Origin of the sequence: Oceanihabitans sp. 2_MG-2023 (assembly GCF_030547245.1) — a bacterium.
Taxonomy (GTDB): Bacteria; Bacteroidota; Bacteroidia; order Flavobacteriales; family Flavobacteriaceae; genus Oceanihabitans.
The window spans coordinates 317,120-335,063 of sequence record NZ_JAUOQT010000004.1; the positions used below are offsets into that span (position 1 = coordinate 317,120).

The 17,944-nt window shown below is 31.6% G+C and carries 18 protein-coding genes; 14 read left to right on the forward strand and 4 right to left on the reverse strand.

The genetic code is table 11. The annotated features are described in order from the left end of the window. Nucleotides 1–9: 9 nt before the first annotated feature. Complete coding sequence (locus tag Q4512_RS10865) at nt 10–2,112, reverse strand: TonB-dependent receptor (RefSeq protein WP_303424343.1); 2,103 nt, start codon at nt 2,110–2,112, stop codon at nt 10–12. A gap of 64 nt (nt 2,113–2,176) precedes the next feature. Continuing rightward, the gene (locus Q4512_RS10870; protein ID WP_303424345.1) at nt 2,177–2,578 is read right to left on the reverse strand and encodes a hypothetical protein; all 402 of its coding nucleotides are present in this window, start codon (nt 2,576–2,578) and stop codon (nt 2,177–2,179) included. A gap of 174 nt (nt 2,579–2,752) precedes the next feature. On the opposite strand from Q4512_RS10870, the gene Q4512_RS10875 reads away from it, so the two are divergent. The 7 genes from Q4512_RS10875 (at nt 2,753) to Q4512_RS10905 (ending at nt 8,774) form a co-directional block, all read left to right on the forward strand. Then, nucleotides 2,753–3,475: a peroxiredoxin gene (locus Q4512_RS10875; RefSeq protein WP_303424346.1), complete on the forward strand. Its 723-nt coding sequence runs from the start codon at nt 2,753–2,755 to the stop codon at nt 3,473–3,475. Between the two features lie 312 nt (nt 3,476–3,787). Continuing rightward, nucleotides 3,788–5,119 carry a cytochrome ubiquinol oxidase subunit I gene (locus Q4512_RS10880; RefSeq protein ID WP_303424348.1) on the forward strand — a complete coding sequence of 444 codons (1,332 nt, stop codon included), beginning with the start codon at nt 3,788–3,790 and terminating at the stop codon, nt 5,117–5,119. A 2-nt stretch (nt 5,120–5,121) separates the two neighbouring features. Beyond that, on the forward strand, nt 5,122–6,198 hold the full coding sequence (cydB, locus tag Q4512_RS10885; protein WP_303424349.1) for a cytochrome d ubiquinol oxidase subunit II: 1,077 nt from the start codon (nt 5,122–5,124) through the stop codon (nt 6,196–6,198). Nucleotides 6,199–6,213: 15 nt separating this feature from the next. Further along, complete coding sequence (locus Q4512_RS10890) at nt 6,214–6,522, forward strand: hypothetical protein (protein ID WP_303424350.1); 309 nt, start codon at nt 6,214–6,216, stop codon at nt 6,520–6,522. A 156-nt stretch (nt 6,523–6,678) separates the two neighbouring features. After that, complete coding sequence (locus Q4512_RS10895; RefSeq protein ID WP_303424351.1) at nt 6,679–8,136, forward strand: NAD(P)/FAD-dependent oxidoreductase; 1,458 nt, start codon at nt 6,679–6,681, stop codon at nt 8,134–8,136. Between the two features lie 23 nt (nt 8,137–8,159). Then, entirely contained in the window at nt 8,160–8,300 is a 141-nt protein-coding gene (locus Q4512_RS10900) for a hypothetical protein (protein ID WP_303424353.1), read from the forward strand. A gap of 3 nt (nt 8,301–8,303) precedes the next feature. Continuing rightward, on the forward strand, nt 8,304–8,774 hold the full coding sequence (locus tag Q4512_RS10905) for a hypothetical protein (RefSeq protein ID WP_303424354.1): 471 nt from the start codon (nt 8,304–8,306) through the stop codon (nt 8,772–8,774). Nucleotides 8,775–8,860: 86 nt separating this feature from the next. On the opposite strand, the gene Q4512_RS10910 is transcribed toward Q4512_RS10905, so the two are convergent. Further along, the gene (locus Q4512_RS10910) at nt 8,861–9,859 is read right to left on the reverse strand and encodes a metal-dependent hydrolase (RefSeq protein WP_303424681.1); all 999 of its coding nucleotides are present in this window, start codon (nt 9,857–9,859) and stop codon (nt 8,861–8,863) included. 136 nt (nt 9,860–9,995) lie between these two features. Here Q4512_RS10910 and Q4512_RS10915 point away from each other — a divergent pair, with 136 nt between their 5' ends. The 7 genes from Q4512_RS10915 (at nt 9,996) to Q4512_RS10945 (ending at nt 17,442) form a co-directional block, all read left to right on the forward strand. Next, nucleotides 9,996–11,303 carry a TolC family protein gene (locus Q4512_RS10915; protein ID WP_303424355.1) on the forward strand — a complete coding sequence of 436 codons (1,308 nt, stop codon included), beginning with the start codon at nt 9,996–9,998 and terminating at the stop codon, nt 11,301–11,303. Between the two features lie 9 nt (nt 11,304–11,312). After that, on the forward strand, nt 11,313–12,389 hold the full coding sequence (locus Q4512_RS10920) for an efflux RND transporter periplasmic adaptor subunit (protein WP_303424357.1): 1,077 nt from the start codon (nt 11,313–11,315) through the stop codon (nt 12,387–12,389). Nucleotides 12,390–12,562: 173 nt separating this feature from the next. Next, nucleotides 12,563–15,757 (forward strand): efflux RND transporter permease subunit, encoded by a 3,195-nt coding sequence (locus Q4512_RS10925; RefSeq protein WP_303424360.1) that lies wholly within the window; start codon nt 12,563–12,565, stop codon nt 15,755–15,757. Nucleotides 15,758–15,773: 16 nt separating this feature from the next. After that, a complete protein-coding gene (locus Q4512_RS10930) occupies nt 15,774–15,983 on the forward strand; it encodes a DUF2892 domain-containing protein (RefSeq protein ID WP_303424361.1) in 210 nt (69 codons plus the stop codon). 73 nt (nt 15,984–16,056) lie between these two features. Continuing rightward, entirely contained in the window at nt 16,057–16,611 is a 555-nt protein-coding gene (locus Q4512_RS10935) for a YeeE/YedE family protein (RefSeq protein ID WP_303424363.1), read from the forward strand. A 2-nt stretch (nt 16,612–16,613) separates the two neighbouring features. Further along, on the forward strand, nt 16,614–17,027 hold the full coding sequence (locus Q4512_RS10940; RefSeq protein ID WP_303424365.1) for a YeeE/YedE family protein: 414 nt from the start codon (nt 16,614–16,616) through the stop codon (nt 17,025–17,027). 73 nt (nt 17,028–17,100) lie between these two features. After that, entirely contained in the window at nt 17,101–17,442 is a 342-nt protein-coding gene (locus tag Q4512_RS10945) for a DUF4870 domain-containing protein (RefSeq protein ID WP_303424366.1), read from the forward strand. Nucleotides 17,443–17,512: 70 nt separating this feature from the next. Here Q4512_RS10945 and Q4512_RS10950 read toward each other — a convergent pair whose 3' ends face one another. After that, nucleotides 17,513–17,857, reverse strand: coding sequence for a hypothetical protein (locus Q4512_RS10950; protein ID WP_303424368.1), 345 nt, complete (start codon nt 17,855–17,857; stop codon nt 17,513–17,515). Nucleotides 17,858–17,944: the final 87 nt, after the last annotated feature.

Genomic DNA, 17,944 nt, shown 5'->3' on the forward strand with positions numbered 1-17,944 from the left:
TCTAATACTTTAAAACTTATACTGTAAAAAGGCAGAAAAGTTTCTCCCTGGTTCTGTAATTGGTTTGTACCCAAAGTCCGCTTGGTTGGTAAACGAAAAGTTTAAATGACTATTGAAATCTTCATCTAATGCATTAAGTATTGCTACACCTAAAGTAATATTCTTTATTGGTTTTATACCGAAACGAATATCTACAGTTTGGTAACCCTCTGTTTCCGTTTCTCCATAGCTTACAGAAATGTTTTCCTGCTTAGAAACAACATTGTATTGTACATTAGCCCATACTTTTTCTTTTTGAAATCCTAAAAATAATCTAGTGGTAAAAGGAGGTGTTAAAGGTAAAGACTCTGCTAAATCTTTGTTTTTAGAATACACATAAGCAAAATCTGTTTTAAAATAATAATCTTTTAAAAAATCTACTTGTGCCATTATTTCAAAACCAGTTTTATACGCTTCATCTATATTTTGAAATACTTTAACGCTTGTAGGTTCTACTGTTGGATTAAATTTTCTTGAAATGGATGGATCAATGATTCCAACAATATAGTTTTCAAAATAGGAATAATAAAATGACGTTTCATAAGAAAATCTATTAAGGCCATTTTTTAAAGCTTCTTTTCCCTTAAACCCTATTTCAAATTGATTGTTTACTTCTGCTTTTAAATTAGGGTTTCCTATATATTCATAAGGATCTTGCCCTACAGTAAAGTGATTTATAAAACGCTCAATCATATTAGCAGAGCGTACACCACGACCATAAGCAGTTTCTAATGTAAAGTTACTAGACACTTTACTTTTAATAGAAACAGTACCACTTATATTATGTTCTGTACGTTTTTCTAAATCATACATAGCTTCAAAATCTACTTCTGGATCTTGTATGTTTGATGTTACATGGTCATAGCGAATTCCTGCTGTAAATATGGTTTTAGGATGAATATTGTACTTAGCTTCCGTAAAAACACCTAAATCTGTAATGTAAGAATCTTGCCAAACTTTGTCATTAAAAGTTATTGGTGTAGGTAACATGGTACCATTCATTACTTTTACTAATCGAGTTCTTCCTCCATCTCTAGCTATATGCATGGCATCTACACCAGAAAAAATATTTAGTTTCTCTAATGGTTTCCAGTTTAGTTCAAGTTTTCCTCCAATAGTTGTAGCATCTACAGCAGATGCAGCTTCCATCATCATAAATGAAGGTCTATTGTTATTAGTCATTAAATGATCAACATAACTATAATACGCTTTTGCTGTTAATGATTTAGCCTTATCGCTTATATTTTCTAATTTATAATTTAAAGATAATATACTGCTATCATCATATTCTGTATCCATTGGTAAAGCAGCATGTAATACATCTCGTCCAAAAGATTGTCGCCAATGTGCTTGTAAACGTTGGTCATCTGTAAAATTATATCCAATTTTAATTCCGTAATCGGTACTTCTAAAAGAAGAAGGTATTTCAGTACCATCTCCATCCTCATAATTGCCAAAATCTCGGTAACCAGCATTAGCAACTATATCATATTTTTCTTGAATATACTGTAGTTGCGCTAAGTTTACTAAATTGTTTCCGTTACTTTCATAACCAGCAGAAACTTTTCCATGTAACCCATAATCTTCATAATCTGGTTTTTGTGTTACCAAATTGATGATACCTCCAAAAGTAGCTCCATAACGTACAGTATACGGACCTTTAATTATTTCAATTTTAGAAATTTCTTCGGGTATTATATGTGTGGTTATTGGATCCATTCGATTTGGGCAAGCATGCATAGCTTTTGTTCCTCCATCATATTGAATGTTTAATTGTTCGTATTGTGAAGCTCTAAAAGAAGGGTCTATAGCATAATTCCCTCTTTTTATTACCGAAAATCCATTGATGTTATTAAACAAATCGGCAACATTTTTAGGTTGCACAATGTCTTTCTCGTAATTATTAGAAACAACAGTCAAAACAGGATCTTTTTTTAAATTTCCTGTTACAATTATTTCATCTAAAATCGTGATTTTTTGTTGGGTGCTGTCTTTTTTTAATTCATTTTGTTCTTGACCATAAGACAGAGCTGTAATTAGTGTGCACAATAACACACCATATAATGTTTTCATATGTAGTAATTTTATTATTTATTAATTGTTTGTAGTATGAAATAATACTAGTTTGTTAATAAAATTATACTCTTGGAGGATGAAAACAATCGCTTATATTTTTAAAAGAATATAGGTTTTGATAGGTGTTTATCTGCTTTTTTTTTACATGTTGTTTTTTAGAAAACACCATAGTTTCTAAAGTATTTGTATACAATAGAAGCTGTTTAAAATCAATAATACTTTCTGGTGTTTTTTGTTCTTTGTTTTGTGATTTTGCAACCTTTTTTAAATGACATTTTCCATTACATACTAATTCTGGCTTGTCTTTATTCACACAAAAAACTTCAATAAAACCAACAGTATCCATATTATAGTATATATAGGTTAATGACACTCTGGTGCTATTAAATAGAAGTAGTGTGGTTAATAAAAAAGTAAATATATATGTGCATATTTTCATTGCTACAAAAATAAGGTTAACCATTTTGAACAAAGATGATTTTTATCATGTTTAGTATTAATTAAGACTTTTTTGTCCAATATCGTTTACCCTTATAATACTATAAGCTTTTAATATGATTTAAGTGACAATTGTTACATACAAAAAAGCGCTTCTAAAGTAATTTTACAGTATTGATAAATTAAAAATCTATATATTATGACTACATTAGAAACAACACAACAAGAAACATTTGCAATGCCAAGAATTGGAGATAAAGCACCTCAATTTACAGCGGTTACCACACAAGGAGATATTAATTATCCTTCCGATTATAAAGGGAAATGGTCTATATTATTTAGCCACCCAGCAGATTTTACACCTGTTTGTACTTCCGAGTTTATGACATTTGCGCATTTAGAAGAAAAGTTTGAAAAAGCAAATTGCAGCCTAATTGGTTTGTCTATTGATGGTTTATACAGCCACATTGCTTGGTTAAGAACTATTAAAGATAAAATCGAATTTAATGGCATGAAAGACATTGAAGTTAAATTTCCTTTAATAGAAGATATTTCTATGGAAGTTGCTAAAAAATACGGAATGATTCAACCTGGAGAAAGTAAAACTCAAGCGGTAAGAGCTGTCTTTTTTGTAGATCCAAATGAAACCGTTCGAGCAATTATTTATTATCCATTAAGTTTAGGTCGTAATTTTGATGAATTGTATAGAGCTTTAATTGCTATGCAAACATCCGATAAATTTAACGTCGCAACTCCTGCAGATTGGAATCCTGGAGATGATGTTATTGTTTCTCCTGCTGGATCTTGCGGTGTAGCCGAAGAACGTATGAGTTCTACTGAAGATTTAGATTGTAAAGATTGGTTCTTCTGTACGAAGAAATTAGACAAGGATTTAGTATTAGATTCAATCTTAAAAAAGTAAAATAAATTCAATTAAAAAAGAAAATGTAATCCGTTAGCATCTATGGCTCCTAGTTTTACCAAAAAGATGATCATTAAAATTGCCGATATGTAAGTTTTTATTTTCAAAATATGTACAATGATAAAATAAAATAAAGGTATCAAGTGTAACTAATGTTACTAAACTGCGTTAAGATGATGTTAAAACCACACTCATAATGTAAAATGCAGATTTTCATAATTTATAGAATTTTTAGTTACATATGTTACATAGTTTAAAAAGTATTTAAAATATCTTTACAGAATAAATTTATTGTTTAAAAAGTCTTTTATTATGGAAGATATGCTCTTTTACGATAGAATGCAATTTGCATTTACTATCACATTCCATTATTTATTTCCACAATTAACTATGGGTTTATCGTTATTGATAGTCTATTTTAAAGGGAAATTTCTCTACTCTAAAATGGAAAAATATAACGATGCTGCGAAATTTTGGATGAAAATTTTCGCCCTTAATTTTGCCATGGGAGTTGTAACAGGTATTCCTATGGAGTTTCAATTTGGTACTAATTGGGCAAAATTTTCAGAACTTACAGGGGGTATTATAGGACAAACCTTAGCCATGGAAGGCATGTTTTCTTTCTTTTTAGAATCGTCCTTCTTAGGGCTCTTTTTATTCGGAGAAAAGCTTTTAGGTCATAAACTTCATTTTCTTACTGGTTTCCTCGTTTTTTTAGGCTCTTGGGCAAGTGGTTATTTAATTATTGCAACACACTCTTGGATGCAATATCCCGTAGGTTATGAGATTTTAGAAAATGGAAAATTCGTTTTAAATAATTTTGGTGCTTTGTTTTCTAATCCTTGGTTATTACCTTCTTATTTGCACAATCAAGCTGCATCTTTAGTAACTTCTTCTTTCGTTGTTGCTGCAATAGGAGCTTTCTATTTGTTAAACAATAAGCATCATGAGTTTGGAAAACTGTTTGTAAAAACTGGCGTTGTATTCGGTTTGATTTCTAGTTTGTTAGTGGCTTTTCCAACAGGAGATTTAGTAGCAAAAAATGTAGTAAAACATCAACCAGCAACGTTTGCAGCAATGGAAGGGATTTTTGAAACCGAAGATGGTGGTTCAGAAATTGTTCTTATTGGGCAACCTAATATGTTAGAAAAAAAACTAGATAATAAAATAGCAGTTCCAAATATCTTAAGCTTTTTAACCTATCAAGAATGGGATGCTCAAATTAAAGGTTTAAGCGAATTTGATGAAAGTGTACATCCTACTAATGTTCCAGGCTTGTATTATTCGTATCATATTATGGTTGGTTTAGGTACTATATTTATTGGTTTAATGTTACTAGCATCTGTGCAGTTATTTCGTAAAAAACTATACCAAACAAAATGGATTTTATGGTCCTTATTATTTATGCTTCCATTTCCATATATTGCAAATACGACTGGTTGGTATACTGCAGAATTAGGTAGACAACCATGGTTAGTTTACAATTTATTACGTACTGCAGATGGTGCATCTCCAACGGTTTCTTCCGGGAACACCTTATTTACTTTACTTGGTTTTATTGGTCTATACCTACTACTAGGCTTATTGTTTTTAATGCTAGCAGGAAAAATTATAAATAAAGGACCACAACTTAATCAACACTAATTATGGAATTATTTTGGTATATCGTTTTAATGACAATGTTAGCTGTTTATGTAATTTTAGACGGTTATGATTTTGGAGCAGGAATTATTCATTTATTCTTTGCTAAAAAAGAAAAAGATAAAAAAGCAATTACTAATGCTATTGGCCCTTTCTGGGATGCAAACGAAGTTTGGTTAATTGCTTCTGGTGGAGTGTTGTTTTTTGCTTTTCCAACTTTATATGCTTCTTCTTTTAGCGGTTTTTATTTGCCCTTAATGATGATTTTATGGTTACTTATTTTTAGAGCAATTGGTTTAGAGTTAAGAGGACAGATTCACAATAAAATGTGGGAAACTATTTGGGATAAAGCTTTTGGAATATCCAGTTTATTATTAGCACTCTTTTTTGGTGTCGCTTTAGGTAATGTTGTACGTGGAGTTAATTTGGGAGGTGTTGTAGATGGGGTTTCAACGCACGAAGCACATTATTTCTTTTTGCCACTTTGGAATCCAACGTTTAGTCCACAAGCAGAGCAATTAGGAATACTAGATTGGTTTACCGTTTTATTAGGTGTTGTTGGAGTAGTAGCTTTAACCATTCATGGTGCCAATTGGATTATTTTTAAAACGAATTCCGATTTAAATGAAAAATTAAAACGCGTCGTTTTTAACCTTAATTTTGTATTGTTGGCTTTAGTCGTTATTTCACTTCTAGTTTGGCATGTTATAGAACCTAAACCTTTTCATAATTTTTTAGATAAACCTTGGTTATGGATTTTTCCAATAATCACTTTTATAGGATTATTTGGGTTGTTTAAAGTGAAATCTTTCCAAAAACATGGTAAAGGATTTTTATTTTCTTCTTTATTTTTAGCAGGAGGATTAGCGTCAACAGTAGCTTCCATTTTCCCAAAAGTACTACCTTCTACAAATTCAATAAATCCAGATTTAACTTTATATAATGTAGCAGCCCATGAATATGGTTTGTCTGTTGGTGTGTATTGGTTTGCAATAGCAGTAGTTTTAGTCGCTATTTATATGGTTATTCAATATCGTGTTTTTAAAGGTAAAATGGATGATGTTGGCTATGGCGAACATTAATAAAACAGTATCGTTATGACAGGAACATTAATCTCATTAATTAGTATTTTTATAGGAATCCTAGCTGCAAATACATTTGCTTACTTTAAAAAACAATATTCTTTTGGTTTTACAGGAAATACATTAGTTGGTGTTTTTGGAAGTATCTTTTTTATTAAATCTTTTGGTCGATTAGGTTTTGATCCTTGGTCCATTATGCATAATGAAACATTTCATAGTTTTCCCTTTTTTATAAACTGTTTGGTCTCCATTTTAGGGGGTGTTTTAGGTCTCTTGTTTATTACGTACTTAGATAATAAAATGAACAAAAAAGCAGCTAATTAGCTGCTTTTTTTGTGTAACAAAAGTTACTGTGTAGCTTATTTAAAAACGCAACCTTTATAGTGTAGTTAAGAAGTGTAATGCACATGAACTTATAAATAGTATAAGTTGAATAGAATCTTAATTTATAATTGTAAATCAAAAATTAAATCATATAAAATGTCTAAAATTGTAATTCTAGGAGCTGGAATTTCAGGTCACGTAGCTGCATCACATTTACGCAGAAAATTGCCGAAAAAACACGAAGTAGTTGTAGTGTCTCCTAACAGTAATTACCAGTGGGTCCCTTCTAATATTTGGGTTGGAATTGGAAGAATGAAATCAGAAAAAATCTTGTTTCCATTAGCGCCTTTGTATAAAAAGAAAGGTATTGGTTATAAACAAGCTAAAGCAATTTCGTTTTACCCAGAAGGAGATAAGACTGAAAAAAAACCTTATGTTTTAGCAGAATATGTTGTTGGAGAAAATAAGGGAGAACAGGAAAAAGTGACTTATGATTATTTAATTAATGCTACAGGGCCAAAATTGAATTTTGAAGCAACTGAAGGTTTAATTCCTGGTAAAAACAAGACCTATTCTGTTTGTACATATACACATGCAGACCATGCTTGGGAAGGTTTAAATGAAGTAATTCAGCAAATGAAAGCGGGTAAAAAAGCCAAAATTTTAATTGGTACAGGTCACGCAAAATCTACCTGTCAAGGTGCTGCTTTTGAGTATATTTTAAATGTAGAACAAGAATTACGCAACCATAATGTGCGTGATATGGCAGAAGTTACATGGATTTCTAATGAATACCAATTAGGTGATTTCGGTATGGATGGTATGCTATTAAGTTATGGAAGCATGACCATGAAATCGCATGAAATGGTCGAAATGATTTTTGAGGATAGAGATATTAAATGGATACTTGGCGCAGGTGTTAATAAAATTGAAGAAGGGGTTGCGTATTATGAAAACTTAGATGGTGAACACAAATCAGAATCTTATGATTTTGCCATGTTAATCCCCTCGTTTTCAGGGCATGGGTTTAAAGCTTATGATAAAAACGAAAAGGATATTACAGAAAAACTTTTTAAAGGTTTTATGTTAGTAGATGCAGATTATACTCCAAAACCTTATGAAGAATGGTCGGTTAAAGATTGGCCAGAAACCTATCAAAATCCTAGTTATAAAAACATATTTGCACCAGGAATAGCATTTGCTCCTCCACATGCTATTTCTAAACCTAGAACGAGTAAAAATGGAACTGTAATTGCACCTGCACCACCACGAACAGGAATGCCTTCTGGTATTACCGCAAAATTGGTAGCAGATAATATTATAGATTCTATTAAAAATGGTAAACAATCGCTTGAACATAAAGGAAGTTTAGGAAATATGGGGGCAGCTTGTATTGCTTCAGCTGGTTACGGAATGACTAAGGGAAGTGGTGTTAGTATTACTACATATCCAATAGTTCCAGATTATGAAAAATATCCTAAAACACAAGGAAGACAATTAGGTAAAACCTTTGGAGAAATAGGCTTAGCAGGCCATTGGTTAAAATTAGCCTTGCATTATGCTTTTATTTATAAAGCTAAAATGAAACCTTTTTGGTGGTTAATTCCGGAATAAGAAATTTTTTAAAAGACAAAATCATGACACAAAGAATATCAAAATATCAAAGATTTAAAATGATGAATCCTATCCTGCAGTTTTTTAAGTTTATATACTTAAGCATAAAAATTATGCTAGTAGTTGCTGGAGGTCATGGAGGAACAAGACAAAGCAAAATATAAAAAATGAAAAGTATAGTACGTGTAATTATTTGTTTTATTTTTTTAGGATTTTTTTCCTGTCAAAATGAACAAAAAAAGGAAGCCCATAAAACAAAAGAAAAAACAGTATTCGAGCCAATGAGTATCGATGATGGTCGTATTTCTCTAAAATTAAATCCAATGCAGAAAAACCATCAACTTTCTAATATGAGAAGTCATTTAGAAGCTGTGCAACAAATTACTTTACTTCTTTCTCAAGAAAAGTATGATGAAGCTTCTAAAGTAGCATATACTAAATTAGGGTCTACTACAGAAATGAAGTTAATGTGTGCTTCTTTTGGTGATAAAGGGTTTGAAAATATGGGACTAGAATTTCATAAAAGTGCAGATAAAATGAGTGAAATTTTAAAAAAAAGAAATAAGGAGCATTCTCTTAATGCACTTTCAAATACATTAAACTATTGTGTGCAATGTCATGCAACTTATAAACAGTAAATAGAGTTAACTGATGTGGTTATCAGTTTTTTTTTGGTTGGTTAGTAAAAAGCATTTGTAAGAAATTATAAATGCTTTTTCATTTTTTAATTCCCTTTTAAACGCGTCCATAAATCTGCTAGTAATCGTTTACCATCTCTATTGTTTTTGGGCATTTCAATAAATTTTACATTTTCTATAGTATCCACCTCTATCTTGTATTGAAATACAAAATTATCTGCTTTTGGTTTTAAGCTTAACAATCCGAAACGTAAATCATTAAAATAAAGAACACCTTCTTTTTCAGATATAGTATACCAACCTTCAGAAATTGCAATCATACGTTGTACCTTTTCGTTTTTAATTAAATTACCTAACAAATAATGACGCTTCGGATAGGTTTCAAAAGAAATAGGTTGACTATCAAAAAACGAATAATTTCCTAATAAATAAGCATCTTCAATTTCTACATTAGCACTCCAAAGAATGGTGTTTAAAGGAGAAGGTCTAGTGTCCAATTGTAAATATTCGACATGTTGGTTTTGTAAAGCTTTTTCAAATTGTTTAAATGCGATGCCTTTAAAAAGAAAAGTGAGTAGTAAATAGAAAGAACTCAATAGCAATCCAAAGTTATTATACAAACGACGTTTGTTGGATGTTCGTTTTTGTCGCATTGCTAATATTAAAAAAAATAAAAACGGTAAAGTATAAAGAGGATCTATAACGAATATGGTTTTAAAAGCTAATCGCATATCCATAGGCCAGAACAATTGCGTTCCCCAAGTAGTGTGTGCATCTAAAATTGGATGTGTTACAAATGCCCAAAAGAATAACCAGGACCAACTTTTAAAATCTTTAAATTTTTCGTAGCGAGATACCAACCATCCAAAAACAGGAGCAAAGAATATAGAGAATACAATCGAATGGGTAAACCCTCTATGTATGGAAAGTGCAGAAACGGTATCTGTAAAAAAGGAAGCAAACACATCTAAATCGGGAATGGTTCCAGCAATAGCGCCATAAAGCATGGCTTTATTTCCAACTTTTTTACCTAAAACAGCTTCTCCTACTGCAGCTCCTAAAACAATTTGAGTTAATGAATCCATATAGTTTTCAAAAGTAAGCCATTCCGCTTTAAACCACATAAAAAATAGTTTTAAAAGCGCCTTTAATTGCTTGGTAACTTTTGTTACTGACTTCGGTGTTTTTCTAATGTACTTTTGTATGGTAAAATATTAATTAATGAAAAAACATTTTTATATATCCTTAGCACTTTTGGCTTTTTCAATATCGATAAAAGCCCAAGAAATGGTGCCAATTGCTAAAGCGGAAGTCTTAGCTAAAGTCTCTGAAAATAATACAAGTATTAAAATTTCAGAAGAAGAGTTCAAGCAAGCTAAAGCAGATTACAGACAAACCAATGCAGTGTTTTTACCAAATATTACAGCTAGTCATACGGCAATTGCTACAACAAATCCTTTAATGGCTTTTGGATCTAAATTAAATCAGGAAATATTAACACAAAATGATTTTAATCCTGCATTATTAAATGATCCTTCTCAAATAGAAAATTATGCTACAAAGTTTGAAATACAACAACCATTAATTAATGTAGATGGTATTTTTCAACGTAAAGCGGCTAAGTCTAAAATGGAAGCCATGTCTTTAAAAACAGAACGAACCCAAGATTATTTAGCTTTTGAAGTAGAGAAAGCTTATATGCAATTACAACTAGCATATAAAGCGGTAAATGTTTTAGAAAAAGCATTAGAAGCTGCAAATGCAAATAAAAAATTAGCAGATAATAGTTTTAAACAAGGCTATTTACAACGCGCAGATGTTTTAAATGTAGAAGTTCGTGTAACCGAAGTTCAAAACCAGTTGCAAACTGCAAAGAGTAATGTGCAAAATGCATCTAATTATCTGTCTTTTTTAATGCATGATGAAAATTATGTGGTGTATACTCCAACAGATGAATTAACAGTTGCTTCGTTTACTATGGAAGATAAAAAAGTTTCCGAAAATCGTTCGGATATTAAAGCAATGCAAATGGCATCCAATGCATATGAAGCTATAAACAAAGCAGATAAAATGGCATTTTTACCAAGATTAAATGCTTTTGGTAGTTATGAGTTATATGATGATCAAATATTTCAAGGTGATGCTAATGGATATTTATTTGGAGCACAATTAAGTTGGGATATTTTTCAAGGTTCTAAGCGTTTTGGTAAAGCGCAAAAAAGTAAATCGGAATTGGAGAAATCTAAATTAGAATATAAGCAATACGTATCAAAAAGCAATTTAGAATTGAATAAAGCAAAACGTGCTTTTATAGATGCGGAGAATAAATTAAAGCTTACCACATTGGCTTTAGAGCAATCGGAAGAATCACTAAGAATTAGAACCAACAGATTTAAAGAAGGTTTAGAAAAAACATCCGATTTATTACTTGCAGAAACGCAATACTCCCAAAAACAATTAGAATATTATCAAACCATTTTTGAATATAATTATACACAAGCATACGTACAATTTTTAACCAAAGAATAAATTTTTAAGATGAAAAAAATATATACAATTCTAACTTTTTCTTTTGCATTGTTACTAGCAAGTTGTGGTAGCGAAGACAAAAAAATTGTTGTAGATAATACACCAGCAATTGCTGTAAAAGTAAGTCCAATAGAAGCAAATGCAAATAGTCCGTTTTTAAGTGTTAGTGGAAAAATACAAGCTGCTAACAGTGCTGATTTAAGTACAAGAATGATGGGATACGTAAATAAAGTTCACGTACATGTTGGAGATAAAGTACGTAAAGGGCAACTTTTAGTTTCGATTAATAATAGTGATTTACAAGCGAAACGTGCGCAAGTTAATGCAGGAATAACAGAAGCCACTGCTGCGTATACCAATGCAGAAAAAGATTATAATCGTTATAAAAATTTGTTTGCAGACCAAAGTGCATCTCAAAAAGAAATGGATGATATGACTGCTAATTTTAATATGGCTAAAGCACGTTTAGAAGGAGCAAGACAAATGAAAAACGAAATCAATGCACAATTTGCATACAGTAATATTACGGCTCCTTTTAATGGTACAGTTACTAGTAAAAATGTAGAAGCAGGCAATATGGCAAATCCAGGAATGCCATTAATTAGTATAGAATCTCCAGGTAGTTTTGAAGTGATGGCAATGGTACCAGAAACAGAAATTTCTGAAATTAAAAAAGGAACTACTGTAGATGTTTTGGTGAAATCTATAAAACAAATTATAAAAGGAAAAGTAACAGAAGTGAGTACTTCAGCAAAAAATACTGGAGGACAATATTTAGTAAAAATAGCTTTAGATAAAACCGATGCTAATATATTATCTGGAATGTTTACCACCGTGCAGTTTCCTGTAGAACGCAAAGTGAAATCGTCTATGGTTTTAGTACCAACGGATGCTATTGTTACCAACGGACAATTGTCTGGAGTGTATACGGTAAGCCAAAGTAATACCGCAATGCTACGTTGGTTACGTTTAGGTAGAACCTTTGGTAATCAAGTGGAAGTATTGTCTGGTTTAAATGCTGAAGAAACCTATATTGTTTCGGCAGAAGGAAAACTATTTAATGGCGCTAAAATCTCTATTCAATAACTAAAAAGCCGCGTTAAGGATAGAAGAGGAAATCCTTTTTACGTACGTTTGAGTGAATTTGCCTAAGCAAATTTGTATCGAGAACAAGTAAAAAGATTGTAACGGATAGCCTGTTAAAACGCCCAAAAATATAAAATTTCCCAGCCTCATGGGAATGAAAAAAGATAACAATTATGAAAGAAGGAATCGCAGGTAAAATTGCCAAAATCTTTATGCAATCCAAATTAACCGTGTTGTTAATGATTGTATTTATGGTTGTTGGTGTGTATAGCTCATTTTTAATTCCACGTGAGGAAGAGCCACAAATTGACGTACCAATGGCAGATATTTTTGTAGGGTATCCTGGAGCTAGTCCTACCGAAGTAGAATCGCGAGTAATAAAGCCATTAGAGCAATTAATTTCGAATATAAAAGGGGTAGAGTATGTGTATTCTACGTCTATGAAAGAGCAAGGAATGGTCATTGTACAATTTTATGTAGGCGAAGATATTGAACGTTCTTTTGTGAAATTATACAACGAAATTAATAAGCATATGGATCAAATGCCAGCAGGAGTAACCTTTCCGTTGGTAAAAACAAGAGCAATTGATGATGTGCCAATGTTAGGTTTAACCTTGTGGAGTGAAAAGTATGACGACTATCAATTAAGTCAGATGGCTCAAGAGTTAGAAGCAGAAATTAAAAAAATAAATGATGTAGCAATGACGCATAAAATTGGTGGTAGAAATCGTCAATTACGTGTGGTTTTAGATAAAGATAAATTAGCAGCTAGCGGATTGGATTTTTTATCGGTTTCTGAAATGATAAAAGCCAATAATAGTCAATTAAATTCTGGAAGTTTTGATAAAAACGATAAAGAGTTTTTGGTAAACACTGGGCAGTTTTTAGAAACAGTTAACGATGTGGAAAATTTAGTGGTTGGTGTACAACAAAATCAACCAATCTATTTAAAACAAGTTGCTACAATTGTTGATGGCCCAGAAATACCACAAAATTATGTGAGTTTAGGTTTTGGAAAAGGTGCAGAAAAATCTGCAGAATATAAGTCTGAATATCCTGCGGTTACCATTTCGGTAGCCAAAAGAAAAGGTGCAGATGCCATGAAAATTGCAGAAGTAATTATTGATAAAGTAGCGCATTTACGCAGTACTTTAATTCCAGATGATGTACATGTAGAAATTACTAGAAATTATGGGGAAACCGCTTCGCATAAGGTGTCTGAATTGCTGTTACATCTAATTGGTTCTATCTTTGCCGTTACACTTGTTGTAATGTTAGCAATGGGTTGGAGAGGTGGATTGGTCGTGTTTTTATCGGTTCCAATTACTTTTGCTTTGACCTTGTTGAGCTACTATATGTTAGATTATACTTTAAACCGTATAACATTATTTGCATTAGTTTTTGTAACCGGAATTGTAGTAGATGATTCTATTATTATTGCCGAAAATATGCACAGGCATTTTAAAATGAAACGCTTGCCTTTTAAACAAGCCGCTTTATATGCAATTAATGAAGTTGGTAATCCAACCATTTTAGCAACATTTACGGTTATTGCTTCGGTTTTACCTATGGCTTTTGTTTCTGGATTAATGGGACCATATATGGCACCCATGCCAATAGGAGCGTCTATCGCTATGATTTTATCGTTATTTGTTGCTTTGACTATTACGCCATATTTAGGATATATTTTCTTAAGAGAAAAGGACAAAAAAGGAGTAGAAGAAAAACCCGAAAAAGCAGTAGAAGATACGCTTATTTATAAAATATATAACAAATTTGAACGTCCGTTATTAGAAAGTAAAGGGAAACGATGGATGTTTTTAGGTCTAACTTTTCTTGTATTGATGGGAACTATGGTACTGTTTTTTACCAAATCGGTTGCCGTAAAAATGTTGCCATTTGATAATAAAAATGAGTTTCAGGTTGTCATTGATATGCCAGAAGGAACTACCTTAGAGCGAACAGGAGTAGTTGCCCAAGAAATATCACAATATTTAGCTACGCGACCAGAAGTAGTGAATTACCAAAACTATGTTGGTACTTCTGCACCAATAACATTTAATGGATTGGTACGTCATTATGATTTACGTGGTGGAAGCAATATGGCAGATATTCAAGTTAATTTATTAGATAAAGAAGAGCGCTCAGCACAGAGTCATGATATTGCTAAATTACTGCGTCCAGATATTCAAAAAATAGCAGCAAAATACCATGCTAATGTAAAATTAGTGGAAGTGCCACCAGGACCACCAGTACTTTCTACAATTGTAGCAGAAGTCTATGGGCCAGATTATGAAGAGCAAATAAAAATAGCGAATAGTGTTCAAAATATTTTAAAAAACACAGACGACGTTGTAGATATTGATTGGATGGTGGAAGCGAATCAAACAGAATATCAATTTCAGATTAACAAAGAAAAAGCCATGTTATATGGAGTTGCGCCACAGCAAATAGCGTATACTATGCATATGGCATTGTCTAATAGAGCAATTACCAATTTATATGATGAAGATGCGGTAAACCAAGTAGGTTTGGTGTTGGCACTAGATGAAAAAGAGAAATCTACAATTACAGATATTTCACAATTAAAAGTAAAATCGAAACAAGGAAATATGGTTCCTATTGCAGATTTAGTAAGTATTACAGAAAACACTGCAGCTAAAAGTATTTATCGTAAAAACCAAAAACGTGTAGTATATGTCATGGCAGATATGGCTGGAGCATTAGAAAGTCCTGCTTATGCCATTTTAGGTATGGAAGAAAAATTAAAAGAAATTCCGTTACCAAAAGGCTATACTATTAATGAAATGTATTTAGGGCAACCTGATTTTGAAGATGATTATACCGTAAAATGGGATGGTGAATGGCAAATTACTTTAGAAGTATTTAGAGATTTAGGAATTGCCTTTTTAGGAGCTATTATATTGATATATATATTAATTGTAGGATGGTTTCAAAACTTTAAAGCACCAATTGTGATGATGGTTGCTATACCATTATCCTTAATTGGAATTATTCTTGGTCACTGGATTATGGGAGCATTCTTTACAGCAACCTCTTTTATAGGAATGATAGCTTTAGCTGGTATTATGGTTAGAAACTCCGTGTTATTAATTGATTTTATAAACTTAAGAACCGAAGAAGGAGTTCCCTTAAAACAAGCAGCAATTGAAGCTGGTGCAGTACGTACAACTCCAATACTATTAACTGCAGGAACGGTTGTTATAGGGGCATTTGTAATCCTGTTTGATCCTATTTTTCAAGGATTAGCAATCTCATTAATGGGAGGAACAATTGTTTCTACAGTATTGACTTTATTAGTTGTTCCGCTTGTGTATTATATGATAGAAAAAAAGAATTATAAATAATTAAAAAGAAATTAAAATGTTAAATACATATTTTAGAATTATAGTAGGTTTTATGGTGCTTTTAAGCGTTGTTTTAACGGTTTATGTAAGTCCAAAATGGATGTGGTTTACGGTATTTATAGGTGTTAATTTAATTCAATCTGCGTTTACAAAATGGTGCCTTTTAGAAACTATTTTAGTAAAATTAGGAGTGAAGAAAGAAGTTACAGGTTGTAGTGTGAAATAGATTATTACATTTTTTATTCGATTTATATTCCATAAATACGTTTTTAGCATGTACTTTTGCCAAAAATTTATTTATGGAATTTTTCTTACAACCTTGGCCTTGGTATATTTCTGGATTTTTAATAGCATGTACTATGTTATTGCTATTACTTATGGGGAAAAAGTTTGGTATGTCTTCAAATTTAAGAACATTTTGTTCCATTTGCGGAGCAGGTAAAGCAAGTGATTTTTTTCGATTTGATTGGAAAATGGACAGTTGGAATTTACTTGTGGTTTTAGGAGCAATGCTTGGTGGTTTTGTAGCTTCTCATTATTTGTCTACTTCCGAAATGCCAGCAGTTAGTGAAGCAACAAAAGTTTCATTAGCAAGTATAAACATTGCAACAGAAAACCAATATCTACCTGTGGAGTTATTCTCTATTTCCGCTTTAAGCGATATAAAAACCATATTTATTTTAATAATAGGAGGAATACTTATCGGATTTGGTGCGAGATATGCTGGCGGTTGTACATCTGGTCACGCCATTTCTGGTTTAAGTAATTTACAACTACCTTCTTTAATTGCTGTTATTGGGTTCTTTATAGGAGGACTGGTTATGGTACATTTAGTATTTCCTTTAATTTTTTAATGATGAAACAGATATTATTTATACTTATTGGGTTTATCTTCGGAATAATTATGTACAAATCGGAAGCAGCTTCTTGGTTTCGTATTTATGAAATGTTTCAGTTTCAATCGTTTCATATGTATGGGATAATAGGAACAGCTTTAGCTTTTGGGGTTTTATTTGTGCAAATGATCAAGCGTTATAAAATAAAATCATTTGACGGGAAACCTATTGTTATACTTCCAAAAGAAAAATCATTTTCTAGATATATGATTGGAGGAATCATTTTTGGATTAGGCTGGGCTTTAGCAGGAGCATGCCCTGGACCCATTTTTGTGCTTATTGGTGCAGGATATTTACCAATACTTATTGTTTTATTTGCTGCTGTATTTGGTACTTTTTTATATGGTTTATTAAAAGATAAATTGCCACACTAATAATTTCCTCTAGTTTTTGTAACATTTTTTGGTGTTGTGCGTCTTATAAGTATCAATCAATAACACAATCCTCATGAAAAGACAAGACAAACAACTTCTAGTTATCACGCACTTAAGCCAATTAATTACTTTGGTTACTGGTTTTGGTAGTTTAATTCTTCCGCTTATTCTTTGGGTTACTCAGAAAGAAAAAGTGCAAGAAATGGATGCACATGGTAAAAACATTATTAATTTTCAGTTAAGCTTAATTGTATACTGCATTATATGTGTACCATTAATCCTTTTATTTGGATTAGGTCTTTTAGGTTTTATTATTTTAGGAATTATTTCTATAATCTTCCCAATAATTAATGCTATAAAAGCAAGTAATGGAGAAACACCAACATACCCTTTATCTTTTAATTTTATTAGTTAGTTAATTACTTAGATAAAGAAAAACGCAACCCGAAAAGGTTGCGTTTTTTATTTAAAAACATTTTAAAATCTTATTGCTTAACAAATTCAAATCCTGAAAAGTTTGCTAAAATCAGATTTCCATCTGATGTGAACTCAAAAGTTGTAACTATATTTTTTCCGTCTTGTGATATCGTTAATGAATCATTCTTAACATTCCAATCTATGGAAACAATATTAGAAATAATACCAGTTTCTGTTTTTTTTTGATCTACTATAAATCCTGTATTGTTTTCCTCAAAGGTAACTGTATATTCCGAATCTGCTTTAAAATCATGGCGTAACCAAGCACCAATTAAAGGAGCACTAGCATTTTTACATGAAAATTGCACAAGGAAAAGTGTAACGAGAAAGAATAGCTTAATGCCGTTTTTCATTTTTTGGATTAATTGTTTTCATTACTTGGCAATATCTAGATTTAAGGGAATCTTTTAGGATATTGGTTGTTGTAAAGGTAGTAAAAA

Excerpts from the sequence above, each read along its gene's own strand:
- Q4512_RS10865 (WP_303424343.1), bottom strand. The coding sequence starts at position 2,112 with ATGAAAACATTATATGGTGTGTTATTGTGCACACTAATTACAGCTCTG.
- Q4512_RS10870 (WP_303424345.1), bottom strand. The coding sequence starts at position 2,578 with ATGGTTAACCTTATTTTTGTAGCAATGAAAATATGCACATATATATTT.
- Q4512_RS10875 (WP_303424346.1), top strand. The coding sequence starts at position 2,753 with ATGACTACATTAGAAACAACACAACAAGAAACATTTGCAATGCCAAGA.
- Q4512_RS10880 (WP_303424348.1), top strand. The coding sequence starts at position 3,788 with ATGGAAGATATGCTCTTTTACGATAGAATGCAATTTGCATTTACTATC.
- cydB (WP_303424349.1), top strand. The coding sequence starts at position 5,122 with ATGGAATTATTTTGGTATATCGTTTTAATGACAATGTTAGCTGTTTAT.
- Q4512_RS10890 (WP_303424350.1), top strand. The coding sequence starts at position 6,214 with ATGACAGGAACATTAATCTCATTAATTAGTATTTTTATAGGAATCCTA.
- Q4512_RS10895 (WP_303424351.1), top strand. The coding sequence starts at position 6,679 with ATGTCTAAAATTGTAATTCTAGGAGCTGGAATTTCAGGTCACGTAGCT.
- Q4512_RS10900 (WP_303424353.1), top strand. The coding sequence starts at position 8,160 with ATGACACAAAGAATATCAAAATATCAAAGATTTAAAATGATGAATCCT.
- Q4512_RS10905 (WP_303424354.1), top strand. The coding sequence starts at position 8,304 with ATGAAAAGTATAGTACGTGTAATTATTTGTTTTATTTTTTTAGGATTT.
- Q4512_RS10910 (WP_303424681.1), bottom strand. The coding sequence starts at position 9,859 with ATGGATTCATTAACTCAAATTGTTTTAGGAGCTGCAGTAGGAGAAGCT.
- Q4512_RS10915 (WP_303424355.1), top strand. The coding sequence starts at position 9,996 with ATGAAAAAACATTTTTATATATCCTTAGCACTTTTGGCTTTTTCAATA.
- Q4512_RS10920 (WP_303424357.1), top strand. The coding sequence starts at position 11,313 with ATGAAAAAAATATATACAATTCTAACTTTTTCTTTTGCATTGTTACTA.
- Q4512_RS10925 (WP_303424360.1), top strand. The coding sequence starts at position 12,563 with ATGAAAGAAGGAATCGCAGGTAAAATTGCCAAAATCTTTATGCAATCC.
- Q4512_RS10930 (WP_303424361.1), top strand. The coding sequence starts at position 15,774 with ATGTTAAATACATATTTTAGAATTATAGTAGGTTTTATGGTGCTTTTA.
- Q4512_RS10935 (WP_303424363.1), top strand. The coding sequence starts at position 16,057 with ATGGAATTTTTCTTACAACCTTGGCCTTGGTATATTTCTGGATTTTTA.
- Q4512_RS10940 (WP_303424365.1), top strand. The coding sequence starts at position 16,614 with ATGAAACAGATATTATTTATACTTATTGGGTTTATCTTCGGAATAATT.
- Q4512_RS10945 (WP_303424366.1), top strand. The coding sequence starts at position 17,101 with ATGAAAAGACAAGACAAACAACTTCTAGTTATCACGCACTTAAGCCAA.
- Q4512_RS10950 (WP_303424368.1), bottom strand. The coding sequence starts at position 17,857 with ATGAAAAACGGCATTAAGCTATTCTTTCTCGTTACACTTTTCCTTGTG.